This window comes from Streptomyces sp. E11-3 (assembly GCF_046540415.1).
Classification (GTDB): Bacteria; Actinomycetota; Actinomycetes; order Streptomycetales; family Streptomycetaceae; genus Streptomyces.
Genome location: NZ_JAZGRL010000001.1, coordinates 2,306,827 through 2,326,246, shown reverse-complemented (window position 1 = coordinate 2,326,246; position 19,420 = coordinate 2,306,827). Strand labels below are relative to the sequence as shown.

Annotated in this window: 20 protein-coding genes; 19 read left to right on the top strand and 1 reads right to left on the bottom strand. The window is 68.4% G+C overall.

Annotated elements, in window-relative coordinates; genetic code table 11:
- The first annotated feature begins 4 nt into the window (after window positions 1-4).
- The 7 genes from U9R90_RS10395 (at window position 5) to glyA (ending at window position 6,478) form a co-directional block, all read left to right on the top strand.
- Entirely contained in the window at window positions 5-1,126 is a 1,122-nt protein-coding gene (locus tag U9R90_RS10395) for an LCP family protein (protein ID WP_411056118.1), read from the top strand.
- A 170-nt stretch (window positions 1,127-1,296) separates the two neighbouring features.
- The gene (rpmE, locus tag U9R90_RS10390) at window positions 1,297-1,518 is read left to right on the top strand and encodes a 50S ribosomal protein L31 (RefSeq protein ID WP_355740462.1); all 222 of its coding nucleotides are present in this window, start codon (window positions 1,297-1,299) and stop codon (window positions 1,516-1,518) included.
- A 105-nt stretch (window positions 1,519-1,623) separates the two neighbouring features.
- Entirely contained in the window at window positions 1,624-2,703 is a 1,080-nt protein-coding gene (gene prfA, locus U9R90_RS10385) for a peptide chain release factor 1 (protein ID WP_411056117.1), read from the top strand.
- Between the two features lie 11 nt (window positions 2,704-2,714).
- The gene (prmC, locus tag U9R90_RS10380) at window positions 2,715-3,560 is read left to right on the top strand and encodes a peptide chain release factor N(5)-glutamine methyltransferase (RefSeq protein WP_411056116.1); all 846 of its coding nucleotides are present in this window, start codon (window positions 2,715-2,717) and stop codon (window positions 3,558-3,560) included.
- 110 nt (window positions 3,561-3,670) lie between these two features.
- The gene (locus U9R90_RS10375; protein WP_411056115.1) at window positions 3,671-4,318 is read left to right on the top strand and encodes an L-threonylcarbamoyladenylate synthase; all 648 of its coding nucleotides are present in this window, start codon (window positions 3,671-3,673) and stop codon (window positions 4,316-4,318) included.
- The gene (locus tag U9R90_RS10370; protein ID WP_411056114.1) at window positions 4,315-4,965 is read left to right on the top strand and encodes a protein-tyrosine-phosphatase; all 651 of its coding nucleotides are present in this window, start codon (window positions 4,315-4,317) and stop codon (window positions 4,963-4,965) included. Before U9R90_RS10375 ends, U9R90_RS10370 begins: the two co-directional genes overlap by 4 nt.
- 226 nt (window positions 4,966-5,191) lie before the next feature.
- Window positions 5,192-6,478, top strand: a complete 1,287-nt coding sequence (gene glyA, locus U9R90_RS10365; RefSeq protein ID WP_411056113.1) for a serine hydroxymethyltransferase — start codon at window positions 5,192-5,194, stop codon at window positions 6,476-6,478.
- 155 nt (window positions 6,479-6,633) lie between these two features.
- Here glyA and U9R90_RS10360 read toward each other — a convergent pair whose 3' ends face one another.
- A complete protein-coding gene (locus U9R90_RS10360) occupies window positions 6,634-8,223 on the bottom strand; it encodes a hypothetical protein (RefSeq protein ID WP_411056112.1) in 1,590 nt (529 codons plus the stop codon).
- Between the two features lie 211 nt (window positions 8,224-8,434).
- Between U9R90_RS10360 and U9R90_RS10355 the strand changes: the two genes are divergently transcribed.
- The 12 genes from U9R90_RS10355 (at window position 8,435) to atpD (ending at window position 19,358) form a co-directional block, all read left to right on the top strand.
- The gene (locus tag U9R90_RS10355; RefSeq protein ID WP_411056111.1) at window positions 8,435-9,721 is read left to right on the top strand and encodes an MraY family glycosyltransferase; all 1,287 of its coding nucleotides are present in this window, start codon (window positions 8,435-8,437) and stop codon (window positions 9,719-9,721) included.
- A 66-nt stretch (window positions 9,722-9,787) separates the two neighbouring features.
- Entirely contained in the window at window positions 9,788-10,330 is a 543-nt protein-coding gene (locus tag U9R90_RS10350; protein WP_411056109.1) for a winged helix-turn-helix domain-containing protein, read from the top strand.
- Window positions 10,255-10,857 carry a transposase gene (locus U9R90_RS10345; RefSeq protein WP_411056108.1) on the top strand — a complete coding sequence of 201 codons (603 nt, stop codon included), beginning with the start codon at window positions 10,255-10,257 and terminating at the stop codon, window positions 10,855-10,857. The genes U9R90_RS10350 and U9R90_RS10345 overlap by 76 nt, the downstream gene beginning before the upstream one ends.
- 313 nt (window positions 10,858-11,170) lie before the next feature.
- Window positions 11,171-11,596: a hypothetical protein gene (locus U9R90_RS10340; RefSeq protein ID WP_411056107.1), complete on the top strand. Its 426-nt coding sequence runs from the start codon at window positions 11,171-11,173 to the stop codon at window positions 11,594-11,596.
- 393 nt (window positions 11,597-11,989) lie between these two features.
- Window positions 11,990-12,433, top strand: a complete 444-nt coding sequence (locus U9R90_RS10335; RefSeq protein ID WP_411057700.1) for a hypothetical protein — start codon at window positions 11,990-11,992, stop codon at window positions 12,431-12,433.
- 200 nt (window positions 12,434-12,633) lie between these two features.
- Window positions 12,634-13,464: a F0F1 ATP synthase subunit A gene (gene atpB / locus U9R90_RS10330; RefSeq protein ID WP_411056106.1), complete on the top strand. Its 831-nt coding sequence runs from the start codon at window positions 12,634-12,636 to the stop codon at window positions 13,462-13,464.
- Between the two features lie 86 nt (window positions 13,465-13,550).
- The gene (atpE, locus tag U9R90_RS10325) at window positions 13,551-13,781 is read left to right on the top strand and encodes an ATP synthase F0 subunit C (protein ID WP_411056105.1); all 231 of its coding nucleotides are present in this window, start codon (window positions 13,551-13,553) and stop codon (window positions 13,779-13,781) included.
- A gap of 39 nt (window positions 13,782-13,820) precedes the next feature.
- Window positions 13,821-14,360: a F0F1 ATP synthase subunit B gene (locus U9R90_RS10320; protein ID WP_411056104.1), complete on the top strand. Its 540-nt coding sequence runs from the start codon at window positions 13,821-13,823 to the stop codon at window positions 14,358-14,360.
- Window positions 14,357-15,178 carry a F0F1 ATP synthase subunit delta gene (locus U9R90_RS10315; RefSeq protein WP_411056103.1) on the top strand — a complete coding sequence of 274 codons (822 nt, stop codon included), beginning with the start codon at window positions 14,357-14,359 and terminating at the stop codon, window positions 15,176-15,178. Before U9R90_RS10320 ends, U9R90_RS10315 begins: the two co-directional genes overlap by 4 nt.
- Before the next feature lie 174 nt (window positions 15,179-15,352).
- Window positions 15,353-16,951 carry a F0F1 ATP synthase subunit alpha gene (atpA, locus tag U9R90_RS10310; protein WP_411056102.1) on the top strand — a complete coding sequence of 533 codons (1,599 nt, stop codon included), beginning with the start codon at window positions 15,353-15,355 and terminating at the stop codon, window positions 16,949-16,951.
- 20 nt (window positions 16,952-16,971) lie between these two features.
- A complete protein-coding gene (locus U9R90_RS10305; RefSeq protein WP_411056101.1) occupies window positions 16,972-17,904 on the top strand; it encodes a F0F1 ATP synthase subunit gamma in 933 nt (310 codons plus the stop codon).
- A complete protein-coding gene (gene atpD, locus U9R90_RS10300; protein ID WP_411056100.1) occupies window positions 17,904-19,358 on the top strand; it encodes a F0F1 ATP synthase subunit beta in 1,455 nt (484 codons plus the stop codon). The genes U9R90_RS10305 and atpD overlap by 1 nt, the downstream gene beginning before the upstream one ends.
- Window positions 19,359-19,420 lie beyond the last annotated feature (62 nt).

Here is a 19,420-nt window from a genome sequence, read left to right as displayed (position 1 = left end):
GCGCATGGCGGAGCAGAGCGGGCCAGTGAGCGGCATATCGGAGCGGCGGGGCGGTGCGGGCGGCCGTCGGCGCAAGCCGCGCAGCGGGCGCAGCAAGGCACTCACCGGCGCCGCCTGGGCCGCGGCGGCCGTGGTGGTGCTCGGCGGCACCGGACTCGGCTATGTCTACTTCCGGCTGGACGGCAATCTCAAGAGCGTCGACATCAACGGGGCGCTCGGCACCGACCGCCCCGAGGACATCGACAACGGGTCGATGGACATCCTCGTACTCGGCTCCGACTCCCGGGACGGCGCCAACGGTGAGTACGGCGGCGGCGACGAGGGCGCCCGCTCGGACACCGCGATGATCCTGCACGTCTACCAGGGCCACAAGAAGGCCAGCGTGGTGTCCATCCCCAGGGACACCCTGGTCACCAGGCCCGAGTGCGAGACGGACGGCGGCGGGAAGGACCCCGGCGGCGAGCGCAGGATGTTCAACGAGTCGTACTCGGTCGGCGGCCCCGTCTGCGCCGTCAAGACCGTCGAGAAGATGTCCGGCATCCGCATGGACCACTACCTGGAAGTCGACTTCTCCGGCTTCAAGAAGCTGATCGACGAGCTCGGCGGCGTGGAGATCACCACCGAGAAGGCCATCAAGGACAAGGACAGCCACCTCGACCTCCAGGCCGGTACGCATACGCTCAACGGCGAGCAGGCCCTCGGCCTCGTACGCACCAGGCACGCGGTCGGCGACGGCGGCGACCTCGGCCGAATACAGCTGCAGCAGGCCTTCATCAAGGCGCTGATCGAGCAGGTCAACGAGATCGGCCTGCTCACCAGCCCCAAGAAGCTCCTCGACCTCGCCGAGACCGCCACCAGTGCGCTCACCACCGACTCGGAGCTGGGCAAGGCCAAGGACCTGGCGAGCTTCGCGCTCGGCCTCAAGGGCATCGACTCGAAGAACATGAGCATGGTCACGCTCCCTGTGACGTACGACACCATCGACCCGAACCGCGTGGTGCCGCTGCCGAAGGAGACCCGGCTGGTCTGGGACGCGCTGCGTGCGGATCAGGCCATTCCGGCCGAGGCGACCAAGGACTCGGCGGGCGACAAGGGCGAGGCGGGCTCGGTCGTGAAGGACGGATAGGCGGCCCGGAACGGCTCCGGCACAGTTCCGGCACAGCTCCGGAATAGATCAGGACCCCCCTCGGTTTTGGGAGATACGGCCGGTCCTGGCAGACTGGTACGTCGGCCCCGGTTCACGGACGAGCATCCCGCTCGTGCGACCCGGAGCCCTCCCGAAACTAGGAGACACCCTTGAAGCGCGACATCCACCCCGAGTACGTCGAGACCCAGGTCAGCTGCACCTGTGGCGCGTCGTTCACCACCCGCAGCACGATCGAGTCCGGCACCGTCCGTGCCGAGGTCTGCTCCGAGTGCCACCCGTTCTACACGGGCAAGCAGAAGATCCTCGACACCGGTGGCCGTGTGGCCCGCTTCGAGGCCCGCTTCGGCAAGGCTGCCGGCTCCAAGAAGTAGCGAGCCACTGCGCCGGTCCTCGGTCGCTCCCGCCAAGGGGGGACCAGGACCGGCGTTTTTTGGTCGGTCAAGCCCATGTCGTAACGAGGATCCAGGAGCCCGGAGATGTTCGAGGCGGTCGAGGAACTGGTCGGCGAGCACGTCGACCTCGAGAAGCAGCTCGCCGACCCTTCGGTCCACGCGGACCAGGCGAACGCGCGCAGGCTGAACAAGCGCTACGCGGAGCTCACGCCGATCGTCGCGACCTACACCTCCTGGAAGCAGACCGGTGACGACATCGAGACGGCCAAGGAACTGGCCGCCGACGACCCGGAGTTCGCGGCCGAGGTGAAGGACCTGGAGCGCCAGCGCGAGGAGCTCACCGAGAAGCTGCGGCTGCTCCTGGTGCCGCGCGACCCGAGCGACGACAAGGACGTGCTCCTGGAGATCAAGGCGGGCGCGGGCGGCGACGAGTCGGCCCTGTTCGCCGGCGATCTGCTGCGGATGTATCTGCGGTACGCGGAGCGCGTCGGCTGGAAGACCGAGATCATCGACGCCACCGAGTCCGAGCTGGGCGGCTACAAGGACGTCCAGGTCGCCGTGAAGACCAAGGGCGGCCAGGGCGCCACCGAGCCCGGGCAGGGCGTCTGGGCGCGGCTGAAGTACGAGGGCGGGGTGCACCGCGTCCAGCGGGTGCCGTCCACCGAGTCCCAGGGACGTATCCATACCTCGGCGGCCGGTGTGCTGGTCACCCCGGAGGCCGAGGAGGTCGACGTCGAGATCCACGCGAACGATCTCCGTATCGACGTCTACCGCTCGTCGGGCCCCGGCGGGCAGTCCGTCAACACCACCGACTCGGCGGTACGCATCACGCACCTGCCGACCGGCGTCGTCGCCTCCTGCCAGAACGAGAAGAGCCAGCTCCAGAACAAGGAGCAGGCCCTGCGTATCCTGCGTTCCCGGCTGCTCGCCGCGGCGCAGGAGGAGGCCGAGAGCAAGGCCTCCGACGCCCGCCGCAGCCAGGTCCGCACGGTTGACCGCTCTGAGAAGATCCGTACGTACAACTTCCCGGAAAACCGCATCTCGGACCACCGCGTCGGGTTCAAGGCGTACAACTTGGACCAGGTGCTCGACGGGGAACTGGACGCGGTGATCCAGTCCTGTGTCGACGCGGACTCCGCGGCCAAGCTCGCCGCGGCCCAGTAAGGGGTAGGCGCGTGAACCTTCTGCTCGCCGAGGTGGCCCAGGCCACCCAGCGGCTGGCCGACGCCGGTGTGCCGTCGCCGCGCCATGACGCGGAGGAGCTCGCCGCCTTCGTGCACGGCGTCAAGCGCGGAGAGCTGCACTCGGTCAAGGACGTGGACTTCGACGCGCGCTACTGGGAGGCCGTCGCCCGCCGCGAGGCCCGGGAGCCGCTGCAGCACATCACCGGGCGGGCCTTCTTCCGCTATCTGGAGCTCCAGGTCGGACCCGGTGTCTTCACCCCGCGTCCGGAGACCGAGTCCGTCGTCGGCTGGGCCATAGACGCGGTGCGCGCGATGGACGTCGTCGAGCCGCTGATCGTCGACCTGTGCACCGGGTCGGGCGCGATCGCGCTGGCCATGGCGCAGGAGGTGCCGCGCTCGCGGGTGTACGCCGTGGAGCTGTCCGATGACGCCCTGGTGTGGACACGCAAGAACGTCGAGGGGTCCCGCGTCGTTCTCAGCCAGGGTGACGCGCGGACCGCGCTGCCCGAGCTGAACGGCCAGGTCGACCTGGTCGTCTCCAACCCGCCGTACATTCCGCTCACCGAGTGGGAGTATGTCGCCCCGGAGGCCCGTGACTACGACCCCGAGCTCGCGCTGTTCTCCGGTGAGGACGGCCTCGACCTGATCCGCGGCATCGAGCGCACCGCGCACCGGCTGCTGCGCCCCGGCGGTGTGGTCGTCGTCGAGCACGCCGACACCCAGGGCGGCCAGGTGCCGTGGGTCTTCACCGAGCAGCGGGGCTGGGCGGACGCCGCGGACCACCCCGACCTGAACAACCGGCCGCGCTTCGCGACCGCCCGCAAGGCGATGCCGTGATGCGGGGCGAGGCCGTAACGACGGTCATGCCGTTCACGACGTTCACGACCGTCACGACTGTCATGACGAGGAACACCAGGACCATGCACGCGTACGAGGAGGCTCGCTAGATGGCACGGCGATACGACACGAACGACGCGACCGACCGCGCGACCGGTCTGCGCGAGGCCGCGTCCGCCGTCCGCCGCGGCGAGCTGGTCGTGCTGCCCACGGACACCGTGTACGGGGTCGGGGCCGACGCCTTCAGCTCCGAGGCCGTCACCGACCTGCTGCTCGCCAAGGGCCGCGGCCGTGGCATGCCCACGCCCGTCCTGATCGGCTCCCCGAACACCCTGCACGGCCTGGTCACCGACTTCTCCGAGCAGGCCTGGGAGCTGGTCGACGCCTTCTGGCCCGGCGCGCTGACCCTGGTCGCCCGCCACCAGCCGTCCCTGCAGTGGGACCTGGGGGACACCCATGGCACGGTCGCGGTACGGATGCCGCTGCACCCGGTCGCCATCGAGCTGCTCACCGAGGTCGGCCCGATGGCCGTCTCGTCGGCCAACCTCAGCGGGCACCCGGCCCCCGAGGACTGCGACGCCGCGCAGGAGATGCTCGGCGACTCGATCTCCGTGTACCTGGACGGCGGCCCGACCCCCGGCATCGTCCCCTCCTCGATCGTGGACGTGACCGGGAAGGTCCCCGTGCTGCTGCGCGCCGGTGCGCTGGATGCGGAGGAGCTCCGCAAGGTCGTACCCGACCTCGAGGTGGCCAGTTGACGGCCCCCGAGGGGCGTGGCATAGCGGGCTTCACCGGGCATTCGGACCATTTCCGCATCCTCCACGTCAGCACCGGCAACGTCTGCCGCTCGCCCATCACCGAGCGGCTGCACCGCCATGCCCTGGCGCACCGCCTCGGCGACCCCCGCACCGGCGGCCTGGTCGTGGAGAGCGCGGGCACCTGGGGGCACGAGGGCGCGCCGATGGAGACCAACGCCGCGGCGGTGCTCGCCGACTTCGGCGCGGACTCCTCCGGCTTCATGGGCCGCGAACTCCTGGACGAGCACGTCATCCGGGCCGACCTGGTGCTCACCGCGACGCGTGACCACCGGGCACAGGTGATCTCGATGGGGCACTCGGCTGGGCTGCGCACCTTCACGCTCAAGGAGTTCACCCGACTCGTACGGGCCATAGACCCGGCCACGCTCCCGGAGCCGCTCGACGACAGTGTGGTCGAGCGGGCGCGCGCCCTGGTACGGGCGGCGGCCGCCCTCCGGGGGTGGCTACTCGCTCCCACGGCGGAGGCGGACGAGGTCCATGACCCGTATGGCGCACCGCTGCCGTTCTTCCGCTCCATCGGCGACGAGATCCAGCTGGCGCTGGATCCCGTCGTCACGGCGCTGACGGGGCTGCCGGCGCGGGCGTAGTGGGGGTGCCGGTCAGAGATTGGCCCCCACCTCGCCCCTTCCCGAAAGGCCTCAGTCGCCGGCCGGGCTCAGAGACTGGCCTCAAACTCCCCCACTCTCGGCTTCGCTCGGGCGGGAGGTGCCCCCCTGCCGGGCTGAGATCAGCCCGGCCACCGGCCTGCGGGCGCAGACGAGGGCTCCGGCCTACATTGGAAGGGCCACCCCTCCGCGAGGCCCGGAGCCGAACATGTCGGTCAGCATGGAACCCGCCACCCGCGCAGCGCCCGCGGACTTCGACGCGCTGCGCCGCCAGGACCCCGAGCTCGCCGACGTCCTGAGCGCCGAGCTCGAACGCCAGTCCTTGGGCCTGCAGCTGATCGCCGCCGAGAACTTCACCTCACCGGCCGTCCTGGCCGCCCTCGGCTCCCCGCTCGCCAACAAGTACGCCGAGGGCTACCCCGGCGCCCGCCACCACGGCGGCTGCGAAGTGGTCGACGTCGCCGAACGCCTCGCGATCGAGCGCGCCAAGGCCCTCTTCGGCGCCGAACACGCCAACGTCCAGCCGCACTCCGGCTCGTCCGCGGTCCTCGCCGCGTACGCCGCGCTGCTGCGCCCCGGCGACACCGTGCTCGCGATGGGCCTGCCGCACGGCGGCCACCTCACCCACGGCTCACCCGCCAACTTCTCCGGCCGCTGGTTCACGTTCATCGGCTACGGAGTCGACGCCGAGACCGGTCTGATCGACTACGAGCAACTGCGCGCCCTGGCCCGCACCCACCGCCCCAAGGCCCTGGTCTGCGGCTCGATCTCCTACCCCCGGCACATCGACTACGCGGCCTTCCGCGAGCTCGCCGACGAGATCGGCGCCTATCTGATCGCGGACGCCGCACACCCCATAGGGCTGGTCGCCGGGGGAGCGGCGCCCAGCCCCGTCCCGTACGCGGACGTGGTGTGCGCCACCACCCACAAGGTGCTGCGCGGTCCCCGGGGCGGGCTGCTGCTGTGCCGGGCCGGGCTCGCGGAACGCATCGACCGGGCGGTCTTCCCCTTCACGCAGGGCGGCGCCCAGATGCACACGATCGCCGCCAAGGCCGTCGCCTTCGGCGAGGCGGCCACGCCCGCGTACACGACGTACGCCCATCAGGTGGTCGCCAACGCCCGGGTGCTGGCCGACGGGCTGGCCGCCGAGGGTCTCACGATCACCACCGGCGGTACGGACACCCACATGATCGTCGCCGATCCGGCCGCGCTCGCCAGCGACGCCCGTAGTGCGAGAGGACTGCTCGGCGGGGCGGGCCTGGTCGTCGACGTGTGCGCGCTGCCGCACGGCGACGCACGCGGGCTGCGGCTGGGCACCGCGGCAGTGACGACCCAGGGCATGCGCGAGGCGGAGATGGCACGGATCGCCGTACTGGTGTCGGCCGCGCTCCGAGCCGACGGCGATCAGGGCGATGGGGTGCGGAAGATGCGGGACGAGGTGCGTGCGCTCGCCCGGCGATTCCCGCCGTATCCGCCGCTGTATTCCGCCTCGTAGAGGGTAGGCGGAGCTGCATCGGCGCGACCGAGTGCAACCATCGTCGCTACCGCTCCTGGCGGTGTTGGCCGGTGTCGGCCAACCTGCCATGACCCGGATCGGAGATCCGGTGACCTCGCGAACGGTCTTCGAGATCGGGGAACAGCATGAGGTGGTCACCCTGGCGCAGCCTGGTCTTGCCGCCCTGGTGGGGCGTGCCCGCTGTCCTGGGGTGGGCTCGTGGTCCCGTGTGGCCTGGGGGCGAATGCGGTCTGGCCGGTAGCTCTCCGCTGCACCATCCTCCGGTGGCGAGTGGTCACACCTGGCCGACGCCGGATTCGATATCCCTGGCCGCGTCTGCCGATCGCCACGGCGGCACTATGGTGCCGGGTGACGGGGGTCGTGGTCTGCTGCTGGAGCGAGGCTTGCCAGTGCTGACTGCCCCAGATCGAGGTGTAGGCCGGATCGACCGCCACGACCAGCAGGCCCTGGTGGTAGGCCATACCGCGCAGGCGTTCCCGGAAGCGGGTGGTGGGGATACCAGCCACGGTGCGGCGGAAGGCCTTGCCGCGCTTGCCCCGGCCCATGGTCTCGCGGCCGGTCTGCCGAGCGTCGGTGAAGCCGAGGTTCTCCACGCAGATGCCCGCGCAGTTGCGTTCCTGGGCAATGGCGAGGAGTTCGGTGATCGCGGCGCGCAGCCTCCCGTCGCGCTGACTGGCGGGGCCGGTCAGCTCCAACGGCACGGTGATCGGATCACCCGCCGGGTTGCCGTGTGCGTCGAGCACAATCGCGGCGAGGTGGTCGGCGTTGAGGTCCACCGCCAGCAGCCGCCCGCCCGCCGCGTGGATCTCCTGCGGAGTGGGCAGGGCGGCGGTTTCGGCCGACCAGGACGCATCCAGGTACCAGCGGCCCCGGGCCACGTCGTACCTGATGTCGTAGCGGACCGCCCGGTTCGCCCGCACCCGGTCCAGCCATTCCTCCCGGCGGTGCGAGAACGTGACAGTGCATTCCAGCCGGTAGCGGCCGCGCGGGGCGTTGGCCAGGTGCCGCAGGGGCTCGGGCAGCACGATCGTCACCGCGCCGTCGTGCGGGTCGACGGTGATGGTGTAGTTGCCGTGCGGGGCACCGGACTCCCCGTCGGCGGTGAGGAACAGGCGGGCCGCGTCCCAGCGCTGCCGCCACTCGCGCGTGGTGAGCTGGGCCTCTGCGAGGTGGTGCCGTACTTGCGCCAGGCGCCTTCCGCCCATCACGATCGCCGGACGCCCCGCCTCGATCCGAGCCTCGAGCACGGCAAGCCGGGCGCTGAGGGCCTGCGCCCGGCGCTGCTTGCCGAAGCGTTCGACTTGGTCGGCATAGCCACGCACCCGGCCCCGGCGCTGGCCGCACGGCACTGCGAGCCGAGTGCCGATCGTGGCGATGGCGCGGCGCAGGCTGGCGCGCTCGTCGTACAGGCAGCGCACCGAGAGCTGGTACTGCTCCTCGCTCGCGCGGGTCATCGCTCCGGCCCACCGCGAGGACGACACCGCCGTCAGCGCCTTCTTCCGACTGGCGCGCTGGGTGTCTTTACGGGGCACGCTGCCCAGGGCGACCCGCTCGGCCAGATCGGCCCGCTGATGGCGCCCCAGGTGCTTTCCCGCCAGGGTGAGTACCATGGCGTCCGCCTCGGACGGGCGGAGCCGGTCACGTACCCGGGCACCCGCGGGCGCGGCCACCGTGAAGGGGGCCGTGATCGGGCGCAGCTCACGCTTCTTCCGCCGCTTGGACACCCTCGTCACCTCCATCCCGCCCCGGTCGCCTCGCCACGATCAACGTATCGACCGCCACCTACAATCAGCACTCGCCGAGATCTATTCACCCAGACGAGGGGCCCGGACGATCCACAACGATCAACAGCTGCCAACCCGGAAGTCACCAACCGTATGCACACAGAGCTAGTGTGTGGGGCTCAGATGGCCAGCGATACCAGTGGGGAAGCCCGTGCGTGAATATCTGCTGACGCTCTGCGTCACGGCAGCGGTCACCTATCTCCTGACCGGGCCGGTGCGGAAGTTCGCCATCGTCGCCGGGGCGATGCCGGAGATCCGCGCGCGGGACGTGCACCGTGAGCCCACGCCGCGGCTCGGTGGCATCGCCATGTTCTTCGGGCTCTGCGCGGGTCTGCTCGTCGCCGCCCATCTGGCCAACCTGGAGCCGGTGTTCGAACAGTCCAACGAACCGCGGGCGCTGCTCTCGGGCGCGGCCCTGATCTGGATCATCGGGGTCCTGGACGACAAGTTCGAGCTGGACGCGCTGATCAAGCTGGGCGGCCAGATGGTCGCCGCGGGCGTCATGGTGATGCAGGGTCTGACGATCCTGTGGCTGCCGGTGCCGGGCTTCGGCTCGGTCTCGCTGACCGCGGGGCAGGGCACCCTGCTGACCGTCGCACTGGTCCTGATCACCATCAACGCGGTCAACTTCGTGGACGGCCTGGACGGGCTCGCGGCCGGGATGGTGTGCATCGCCGCCACGGCGTTCTTCATGTACGCGTACCGGATCTGGTACGGCTACGGGCTTGAGGACGCCGCGCCCGCGACGCTCTTCGCGGCGATCCTGATGGGCATGTGCCTCGGCTTCCTGCCGCACAACATGCATCCGGCCCGGATCTTCATGGGCGACTCGGGTTCGATGCTGATCGGCCTGGTGCTCGCGGCGGCCGCGATCTCCATCACGGGTCAGGTGGACCCGGACGCGATGAACCTCTTCGCGGGCTCCGAGAAGGCGGCGGTGCACCAGACGGTGCCGGTCTACATCCCGCTGCTGCTGCCGCTGACCATCATCGCGGTGCCGGCCGCGGACCTGGTCCTGGCGATCGTCCGCCGTACGTGGCGCGGCCAGTCCCCCTTCGCGGCGGACCGGGGCCACCTGCACCACCGCCTGCTGGAGATCGGTCATTCGCACAGCCGCGCGGTGCTGATCATGTACTTCTGGTCGGGCCTGATCGCGTTCGGCACCCTCGCCTACTCGGTGAACTCGGCCTCGATGTGGATCGTCCTGGTCCTGGTCGCCCTCAGCGCGGTGGGCCTGGTCCTCCTGCTGCTGCCCCGCTTCACCCCTCGGGCCCCGCTCTGGGCCCAGTCCTTCGTACCGCCGCGTTACCGCCGCCGGAGTGTGGCGGCTTCCGTCGAGGACGCGCAGGCTGCCCGGACAGCAGGCCTCAACGGCGCCACGGCGGTAGGCGGACGTCAGCGTTTCCTCTCGCGTCAGAAGGTCGACAGCAGCCGCTAGAGATCTTTAACGGTGTGGGTTACGTCGGGTCGTGACGGTTGGTGGCGGCTGCGCTATGCCGGAGGGATGAGGTATCCCGATGGCGGTGGGCTGACAGCCCAGGAGCGGGATCGGCGTGAGCAAGTCCGGCTCGCGGCCGCTGACTTGATCGAGGCGGGGGCCAGTGACCGGGAGGTGGCCCGGCGGTTCAGGGTGACTCGGATGTCGGCGAACCGCTGGCGCCGGGCGCTGGCTTCGGGTGGTCGGCAGGCCCTGATATCCAAGGGCCCTGGCGGTGCACGCTGCAAGCTCAGTGCCAGTCAACTGCGTGCTTTGGAAGCGGTGTTGGAAGCCGGTCCGGCCGCGTGCGGTTGGACCGACCAGTGCTGGACGCTGGCGAGGATCGCCGAGGTCGTGCGCCGCCGGTTCGGCGTCGACTACACCCTGGCCGGGCTCGACCTGCTGCTGCATCGCATCGGCTGGAGTGTGCAGGTCCCGGCCCGCAAAGCCACAGAGCGGGATGAGTCGAAGATCGCCGCGTGGAGGGACGAGCAGTGGCCCGTCATAAAAAGAGGGCGGCGGACCTGGGCGCCTGGGTCTGCTTCGAGGACGAGGCAGGCCAGGGCCTGAGGCCGCCCAAGGGCCGCACCTGGGGCCGCCGTGGCCACACACCGCTCGTGCGAGTCACCGCCGCAGGCACCAAACGCGTCTCGATGGCTGCGCTGATCTGCACCAAGGCCGGCCGCAGGCCGCGGTTGATCTACCGCATCCACCTGGACCGCGGCCCCGCCAAGGGCCGACGCAAGGGCTTCACCGAGACCGACTACGCCCGCCTGCTGGATGCCGCACACCAACAGCTCGGCGGCCCCGTCGTCCTGGTGTGGGACAACTTGAACACGCACGTCAGCCGCACCATGCAGGAGCTGACCGCCGCCCGGTTATGGCTGACCGTCTACCAGCTGCCGCCGTACGCTCCCGAGCTCAACCCGGTCGAGGGTGTGTGGTCGCACCTCAAGAGGTCGCTGGCCAACCTCACCAAACACAGTCTCGACGAGCTCACCGCGTTGGTGAAGACGCGACTGAAGCGGATGCAGTACCGACCCAGTCTCATCGAGGGCCTCATAGCCAAGACCGGACTGGACCTCCAACCGTCGTAACCCCAGCCGTTAAAGATCTCTAGACGACATACGACGCGGCGGCCAGAGCGACATTGGCTGGTTTGTGATCTCTGTGGCGGCACGCTCGGTGGTGGCCCTGTGAGCACGCCTGCCATCAGCGATCTTTGGTGCCGTGTTTCCTGTGCCCAGGGCGTACAGGTAGGGAAAAGATAGGAATAAGACATTCCCCTCCCTGGGGTCTCGGTTATTCGCGTTGAAACTCATTGCAGTGGCCGTCGCGTTTCGCATAGCGTCTGGCGTGCCGCGTCCGTGACCGGGGCGCGGTAATCCAAGATTGAATCAAGGGGAAACAGTGCGTAAATTCGCCTGCATAGTCGCATCGGCGGCGATGATGAGTGGCCTGCTCGGGGCTGGAGTCGCCCAGGCCTCGGTGTCGTCTGCTCAGCAGCCCATCGAGGCCAAGAGGACCAAGAAGTTCACCATCTCGACCAGCCCGCTGGAAAAGAAGGAGTCTCCCCAGAAGTTCAAGAAGGGGAAGACGGGGAAAGTTGAATACACCATCACCAAGAAGCAGTACAACAGCGCGATTGGCGTCCGCCTGATCACATGCGGCAAGAAATGGAAGTCGCTGACAGACTGGAAGGACTTCAAGAAGAAGAAGGGCCAGTACTACACGTTCGACAAGTCGGTGAAGAAGGGGACGTGCTTCCGGGTGCAGTCGGGGCGCACCTGGGCTGGCGGGGGCTCGGACGTTGAGGGCAAGGTCAGGTACTCCTGACCCTGACCCAAAGCGGGATGTAGTACCTGGATCGGCGGCTGCTTCGGCAGCCGCCGATCGCCTTGTCTGGCGTCGCCAGCAGGGGGGCGGTGGGCTGAGGGTGCCCACTCGTTCAGGTGGCGAGCGCCTCAGGCCGGCCCAATATGCGCCTATACCAGACAACTCGACCAACACGGCGCACAGACGCGCGCGTTGCTCCTCATGTGTGACAGCTGGCACACTCAGTAGGTAAAGACCTCATCAAATAGTTTGTGATACCGTTCACGAGATCCCGGGGTAGGGCCGTTAGGCCGTCGTCCGACGGTCCGGTGGCATGCGAAGCCCCACCTGACCCGGGGCTTACGCTCGTTCATGACGACAACTCGTCCCCTTCAGTAAGTGGAGCTTGCCGCCATGCAGTCCAGTGCCCTACGCACGCTGTTCCCGATGGTCGTACCCACAGCCGCAGTCGGCGTTCTTGCCGCTGTGGTCAGTGGTGTCGTCGTCGGCGGCAAGGGTGCTCTCGGGGCGATTCTGGGCGCGCTGGTGGTCATTCTCTTCATGGGGGCCGGCCAGGTCGCGTTGCAACACGTGGCCAAGGCCATGCCGCAGCTCCTCCAGGGCATGGCGCTGGTGGTCTACTTCGGCCAGCTTGTGCTCCTGCTGGTCTTCATCCTCTCAGTCAGGAACACCACGCTCTTTCACCACAAGGCCTTCGCGTTGACTCTCGTGTTCGGCGTTGTCGTGTGGATCGTGGCGCAGGCGCGTGCGCAGATGAAGTCCAAGACCCTTTACGTAGACCCTGACGCCGAGGCCGAAGGTGACTCCCATGGGACGGGAGAGTCGCGTGAGAAGTAGGGCCGGTATAAGTCCTTGTACGACGGGCTGCTATCGTCCGATCCCGACTGCGGCACTGCGGGCGCGGGCACCAGAGCTGACGCCTGCCACATCGCGAGGCTCTGCGCCTGTCCGCCGCCACCCCCTTGTAAGACCCGACCGGTGCCGAACTGCGGCCGCCCCGCCGCTCAGACTTAACGAGGTTGCCGTATCCATGCGCCATGCAGAAGGAGCTCCTGGTGACTGCTGACGCCCAGCTGCTCGCTTTCGAGACCGACTGTCACTTGTTCGGGGACTGTGGATTCCCGGCCCCGAGTGTCTGGTCGTTCTTCTTCGAGCCGCTCTTCACCATCGGCCCTGTCGAATTCAACAAGCCGATGCTGCTCGCGCTCGTCGGTACGTTCGCCATTCTGGGCTTCTTCTGGGCCGGCTTCGCCAAGCCGCAGGTTGTGCCCGGCAAGCTCCAGATGGTCGCCGAGGCCCTGTACGACTTCGTGCACCGCGGTATCTCGAAGGAGGTCATCGGTAAGAAGGGCGAACCGTTCGTCCCCTTCCTGGTGTCGCTGTTCTTCTTCGTCTGGATGCTGAACCTCTGGGCGCTGATTCCGCTGGGGCAGTTCCCGGTGAGCTCGGTCATCGCCTTCCCGGCGGGTCTGGCGTTGGTCGTGTGGGTCACCTACATGACGGTGACGTTCAAGACCAACGGCTTCGTCGGCGGTATCCGGAACCTGTGTGTTCCCAGCGGACTGCCGAAGCCGATCTACGTCATCCTGACGCCGATCGAGTTCGTCTCGAACGTCTTCGTGCGGCCCTTCACGCTGGCGGTGCGACTCTTCGCGAACATGTTCGCGGGTCACATCCTGATCCTGATCTTCACCATCGCCACGTGGTACATGCTCGGCACGGTGCTCGGCACCGTCTACGCCTCGGCGTCGTTCGTCCTGACCCTGGTCCTGACCGTCTTCGAGATGTTCATCCAGGCGCTGCAGGCGTACGTCTTCACCGTGCTGACCGCCACCTACCTCTCCCAGGCGCTCGAAGAGGCGCACTGAGACACCGAAGCCACCCCAGGCTCCGCCCCCACTGACGTCCGGTGGACGCACTCTCCACCGGCCCACCAAGAGAAGGAAACACGGACATGTCTGCTCTGGACACCCTCGCGGCCATCGAAGGCAACGTCGGCACCATCGGCTACGGCCTCGCCGCGATCGGCCCCGGTGTCGGCGTCGGCATCATCTTCGGTAACGGTGTGCAGGCCATCGCCCGCCAGCCCGAGGCTGCCGGCCTGATCCGTCAGAACATGCTGCTTGGCTTCGCCGTGGTCGAGGCCCTGGCCCTGATCGGCTTCGTCGTTCCGTTCATCCTCTGACGTACGGCCGTAGCCACACCCGATGAAAGGTCCACCACGATGAACTGGTACCTGGCAGCCGAGGAGGCTCAGGACCCTCTGATTCCGGTCTGGCCCGAGGTTCTCATCGGCCTGATCTGCTTCGGCATCATCTTCTTCGTCTTCTCCAAGAAGCTCCTCCCGGCCATCAACAAGGCCCTGGACGAGCGTCGCGAGATGATCGAAGGCGGCATCGAGAAGGCCGAGGCCGCGCAGACCGAGGCCCAGAGCGTTCTTGAGCAGTACAAGGCTCAGCTGGCCGAGGCGCGTCACGAGGCGGCGCGGCTGCGTCAGGACGCGCAGGAGCAGGGCGCCACGCTCATCGCTGAGATGCGTGCCGAGGGCCAGCGGCAGCGTGAGGAGATCATCGCTGCCGGTCACGCCCAGATCGAGGCCGACAAGAAGGCGGCTTCGACGGCGCTCCGTCAGGACGTGGGCAAGCTCGCCACCGACCTGGCCGGCAAGCTCGTCGGTGAGTCGCTGGACGACCACGCCCGGCAGAGCCGCACTATCGACCGTTTCCTCAACGAGCTTGAGGAGAAGGCCGAGGCGGCACGATGAGTGCGCACGGAGCGAGCCGTGTGGCGCTGGGCGCCGCACGCGAGCGGCTGGACGCGCTGACCGACAACACCTCGGTCGACGCGGCGAAGCTCGGTGCCGAACTGGCGTCGGTCACCGCGCTGTTCGACCGCGAGGTCTCGCTGCGTCGGGTCCTGACCGACCCGGCGCAGTCCGGCGAGGCCAAGGCCGAGCTGGCCGGGCGGCTGCTCGGCGGCCAGGTGGGCGGCGAGACCGTCGACCTGGTGGCCGGTCTGGTCCGCTCGCGCTGGACGTCGTCCCGTGACCTGGTGGACGCGCTGGAGGAGCTGGCGGACACCGCCGACCTCACCGCGGCCCAGCAGGCGGGCACGCTCGACAACGTCGAGGACGAGTTGTTCCGGTTCGGCCGGATCGTCGCGTCCAACACCGAGCTGCGCGCCGCGCTCACCATCCGCGGTGGCGCTTCGCAGGCCAAGGGCGAGCTGCTGCGCAGCCTGCTCGGCGGCCGCGCGGAGTCGACCACGGAGCGGCTGATCGAGCGTCTTGTGACCCGGCCCAGGGGACGTAGCCTGGAAGCGGGACTCGAGTCCCTGTCCAAGCTCGCCGCCGACCGCCGGAACCGGACGGTCGCGGTGGTCACCTCGGCCGTACCGCTGTCCGACGGACAGAAGCAGCGGCTGGCCGGTGCGCTGGCCAAGCTGTACGGCCGGGACATGCACCTCAACCTCGACGTGGACCCCACCGTCCTCGGCGGGATCAGGGTGCAGGTCGGTGACGAGGTCATCAACGGCTCCATCGCGGACCGTGTCGAAGACGCGCACCGCCGACTGGCCGGCTGACGACTTCACGTCGTCCCGGCCGTCACACCAACTCAACAAGCATTGCTAACGGCCCGAGTTGGGCCGTGCAGAAGATGCACAGTTTTTCTGGGGGCCCGCGGCGAAGCCGCTCGCGTGCACAGCCCCAGACCCCCAAAGAAACTTCGGGCCCAACAAGGAGAGCAGGGAACCCAGATGGCGGAGCTCACGATCCGGCCGGAGGAGATCCGGGACGCGCTGGAGAACTTTGTCCAGGCGTACAAGCCGGACGCGGCCTCGCGCGAGGAGGTCGGTACGGTCAGCGTGGCCGGCGACGGCATCGCGAAGGTCGAGGGCCTGCCCTCGGCCATGGCCAACGAGCTGCTGAAGTTCGAGGACGGCACCCTCGGCCTCGCCCTCAACCTCGAGGAGCGCGAGATCGGTGCGGTCGTCCTCGGTGAGTTCAGCGGCATCGAAGAGGGCCAGCCGGTCAGCCGTACCGGCGAGGTCCTGTCGGTAGCGGTCGGCGAGGGCTACCTCGGCCGTGTTGTCGACCCGCTCGGCAACCCGATCGACGGCCTCGGCGAGATCGAGACGTCCGGCCGCCGCGCCCTCGAGCTGCAGGCCCCGGGCGTCATGGTCCGTAAGTCGGTGCACGAGCCGATGGAGACCGGCTACAAGGCCGTCGACGCGATGACCCCGATCGGCCGTGGTCAGCGTCAGCTGATCATCGGCGACCGCCAGACCGGCAAGACCGCCCTGGCCGTCGACACGATCATCAACCAGCGTGACAACTGGCGCTCGGGCGACGTGAACAAGCAGGTGCGCTGCATCTACGTCGCCGTCGGCCAGAAGGGCTCCACCATCGCCTCCGTGCGCGGTGCCCTTGAGGAGGCCGGCGCGCTGGAGTACACGACCATCGTCGCCGCCCCGGCGTCCGACCCGGCCGGCTTCAAGTACCTGGCGCCGTACACCGGTTCGGCCATCGGCCAGCACTGGATGTACGAGGGCAAGCACGTCCTCATCATCTTCGACGACCTCTCGAAGCAGGCCGACGCCTACCGCGCCGTGTCCCTGCTGCTGCGCCGCCCGCCGGGCCGTGAGGCCTACCCGGGTGACGTCTTCTACCTGCACTCGCGTCTGCTGGAGCGCTGCGCCAAGCTCTCCGACGAGATGGGCAAGGGCTCGATGACGGGTCTGCCGATCGTCGAGACCAAGGCCAACGACGTGTCGGCGTTCATCCCGACCAACGTCATCTCGATCACCGACGGCCAGTGCTTCCTGGAGTCGGACCTGTTCAACGCCGGTCAGCGCCCCGCGCTGAACGTCGGTATCTCCGTCTCCCGTGTCGGTGGTTCCGCGCAGCACAAGGCGATGCGCCAGGTTTCCGGTCGGCTCCGTGTGGACCTCGCCCAGTACCGCGAGCTGGAGGCGTTCGCCGCCTTCGGTTCCGACCTGGACGCCGCGTCCAAGGCCTCGCTCGAGCGCGGTCAGCGGATCGTGGAACTGCTGAAGCAGGACCAGTACCAGCCGATGGCCACCGAGGACCAGGTCGTCTCCGTCTGGGCCGGCACCACCGGCCGTATGGACGACGTACCGGTCGCCGACGTGCGCCGCTTCGAGAGCGAGCTCCTTGACTACCTGCACCGCAAGGAGCAGGGCCTGATGACCTCCATCAAGGAGGGCGCCAAGATGTCGGACGACACCCTGGCCGCCGTCTCGGACGCCATCGCGGACTTCAAGAAGCAGTTCGAGACCTCGGACGGCCAGCTGCTCGGCGAGGACGCTCCGGCTGCCGTCGACGCCTCCAAGTGACGACGGAAGGGACCTGACTCATGGGAGCCCAGCTCCGGGTCTACAAGCGTCGCATCCGGTCCGTCACCGCGACGAAGAAGATCACCAAGGCGATGGAGATGATCGCCGCCTCGCGCGTCGTCAAGGCGCAGCGCAAGGTGGCGGCCTCGGCTCCGTACGCGACCGAGCTGACCCGCGCGGTGACCGCGGTGGCCACCGGTGCGAACAACAAGCACGCGCTGACCACTGAGGTGGAGAACCCGACCCGGGCCGCGGTCCTGCTCATCACGAGCGACCGCGGTCTGGCCGGCGGGTACTCGTCGAACGCCATCAAGGCGGCCGAGCACCTCACCACGCAGCTGACGAACGAGCGTAAGCACGTCGACACGTACATCGTCGGTCGCAAGGGTCTGGCGTACTACAACTTCCGGGACCGTGCGGTGTCGGAGTCGTGGACCGGGTTCACCGACAACCCGACCTACGCGGACGCCAAGCGGGTGGCCGCCCCGCTGATCGAGTCGATCATGCGGGACACGGCCGACGGTGGCGTGGACGAGCTCCACATCGTCTTCACCGAGTTCGTCTCGATGATGACGCAGTCGCCGGTCGAGAAGCGGATGCTGCCGCTCAGCCTCACTCCGAGCACCGCCGAGGAATCGGCGGAGGTCCACACCAAGGGCGCTGAGGTGCGACCGCTGTTCGAATTCGAGCCGTCGGCCGAGGACGTCCTCGACGCCCTGCTGCCGCGGTACGTCGAGAGCCGGATCTACAACGCGTTGCTGCAGGCGGCCGCTTCCGAGCACGCCGCACGCCGCCGCGCGATGAAGTCGGCCACCGACAACGCCGGAGACCTGATCCACAACCTCTCCAGGCTTGCCAACGCGGCCCGACAGGCCGAAATCACCCAGGAAATCAGCGAGATCGTCGGCGGCGCGAGTGCCCTGGCCGACGCGACCGCGGGGAGTGACAAGTAATGACCACCACAGCTGAGACGGCCCCTGCCGCTGGCGTGGCCACTGGCCGCGTCGCGCGGGTCATCGGCCCGGTCGTCGACGTGGAGTTCCCCGTCGACGCGATGCCGGAGATCTACAACGCGCTGCACGTCGAGGTCGCTGACCCGGCCGAGGACGGCAAGCAGAAGACGCTGACCCTCGAGGTCGCCCAGCACCTGGGCGACGGCGTGGTCCGCACGATCTCGATGCAGCCCACCGACGGCCTGGTCCGCCAGGCCCAGGTGACCGACACCGGCAAGGGCATCTCGGTGCCCGTCGGTGACTTCACCAAGGGCAAGGTGTTCAACACCCTTGGTGAGGTGCTGAACCTGCCGGAGGAGAACGGCAAGGAGTCCGAGCGCTGGGCCATCCACCGCAAGGCTCCCGCCTTCGACCAGCTCGAGTCCAAGACCGAGATGTTCGAGACCGGCCTGAAGGTCGTCGACCTTCTCACCCCGTACGTCAAGGGTGGAAAGATCGGTCTGTTCGGTGGCGCCGGTGTCGGCAAGACCGTCCTCATCCAGGAAATGATCATGCGTGTGGCGAAGCTGCACGAGGGTGTTTCCGTGTTCGCCGGTGTCGGTGAGCGCACCCGTGAGGGCAACGACCTCATCGACGAGATGGAAGAGTCGGGCGTTCTGGACAAGACCGCGCTGGTCTTCGGCCAGATGGACGAGCCCCCGGGCACCCGTCTGCGCGTCGCCCTGGCCGGTCTGACCATGGCGGAATACTTCCGCGATGTGCAGAAGCAGGACGTGCTGTTCTTCATCGACAACATCTTCCGCTTCACCCAGGCCGGTTCCGAGGTCTCTACGCTGCTCGGCCGGATGCCCTCCGCGGTGGGTTACCAGCCGACCCTGGCGGACGAGATGGGTGTGCTCCAGGAGCGCATCACCTCGACCCGTGGTCACTCGATCACCTCGATGCAGGCGATCTACGTCCCCGCGGACGACCTGACCGACCCGGCCCCGGCCACGACCTTCGCGCACCTCGACGCGACGACCGTGCTGTCGCGTCCGATCTCGGAGAAGGGCATCTACCCGGCGGTGGACCCGCTGGACTCGACGTCCCGCATCCTGGACCCGCGCTACATCACCAAGGAGCACTACGAGGCGGCCAGCCGCGTCAAGGGCATCCTGCAGAAGTACAAGGACCTGCAGGACATCATCGCGATCCTTGGTATCGACGAGCTGGGCGAAGAGGACAAGCTGGTCGTCCATCGCGCCCGTCGTGTCGAGCGGTTCCTGTCGCAGAACACCCACGCCGCCAAGCAGTTCACCGGCCTGGACGGTTCGGACGTGCCGCTGGACGAGTCGATCGCCGCGTTCAACGCGATCATCGACGGTGACTACGACCACTTCCCCGAGCAGGCGTTCTTCATGTGCGGTGGCCTCGAGGACCTGAAGGCGAAGGCCAAGGAGCTCGGCGTCTCCTGAGTCGGCGCTCGTCAGAGCACCGCACTCGTCGCGGGGGGGGGGGGCCGCCCCCCCCCCCCCCC

Bases quoted from the DNA above. Each gene is read 5' to 3' on its own strand.
- U9R90_RS10335 (WP_411057700.1), top strand. From the start codon at position 11,990: ATGCAGTCCAGTGCCCTACGCACGCTGTTCCCGATGGTCGTACCCACA.
- U9R90_RS10375 (WP_411056115.1), top strand. From the start codon at position 3,671: ATGGCACGGCGATACGACACGAACGACGCGACCGACCGCGCGACCGGT.
- U9R90_RS10350 (WP_411056109.1), top strand. From the start codon at position 9,788: ATGAGGTATCCCGATGGCGGTGGGCTGACAGCCCAGGAGCGGGATCGG.
- U9R90_RS10305 (WP_411056101.1), top strand. From the start codon at position 16,972: ATGGGAGCCCAGCTCCGGGTCTACAAGCGTCGCATCCGGTCCGTCACC.
- atpE (WP_411056105.1), top strand. From the start codon at position 13,551: ATGTCTGCTCTGGACACCCTCGCGGCCATCGAAGGCAACGTCGGCACC.
- atpA (WP_411056102.1), top strand. From the start codon at position 15,353: ATGGCGGAGCTCACGATCCGGCCGGAGGAGATCCGGGACGCGCTGGAG.
- glyA (WP_411056113.1), top strand. From the start codon at position 5,192: ATGTCGGTCAGCATGGAACCCGCCACCCGCGCAGCGCCCGCGGACTTC.
- U9R90_RS10395 (WP_411056118.1), top strand. From the start codon at position 5: ATGGCGGAGCAGAGCGGGCCAGTGAGCGGCATATCGGAGCGGCGGGGC.
- atpD (WP_411056100.1), top strand. From the start codon at position 17,904: ATGACCACCACAGCTGAGACGGCCCCTGCCGCTGGCGTGGCCACTGGC.
- U9R90_RS10315 (WP_411056103.1), top strand. From the start codon at position 14,357: ATGAGTGCGCACGGAGCGAGCCGTGTGGCGCTGGGCGCCGCACGCGAG.
- atpB (WP_411056106.1), top strand. From the start codon at position 12,634: ATGCAGAAGGAGCTCCTGGTGACTGCTGACGCCCAGCTGCTCGCTTTC.
- U9R90_RS10320 (WP_411056104.1), top strand. From the start codon at position 13,821: ATGAACTGGTACCTGGCAGCCGAGGAGGCTCAGGACCCTCTGATTCCG.
- prfA (WP_411056117.1), top strand. From the start codon at position 1,624: ATGTTCGAGGCGGTCGAGGAACTGGTCGGCGAGCACGTCGACCTCGAG.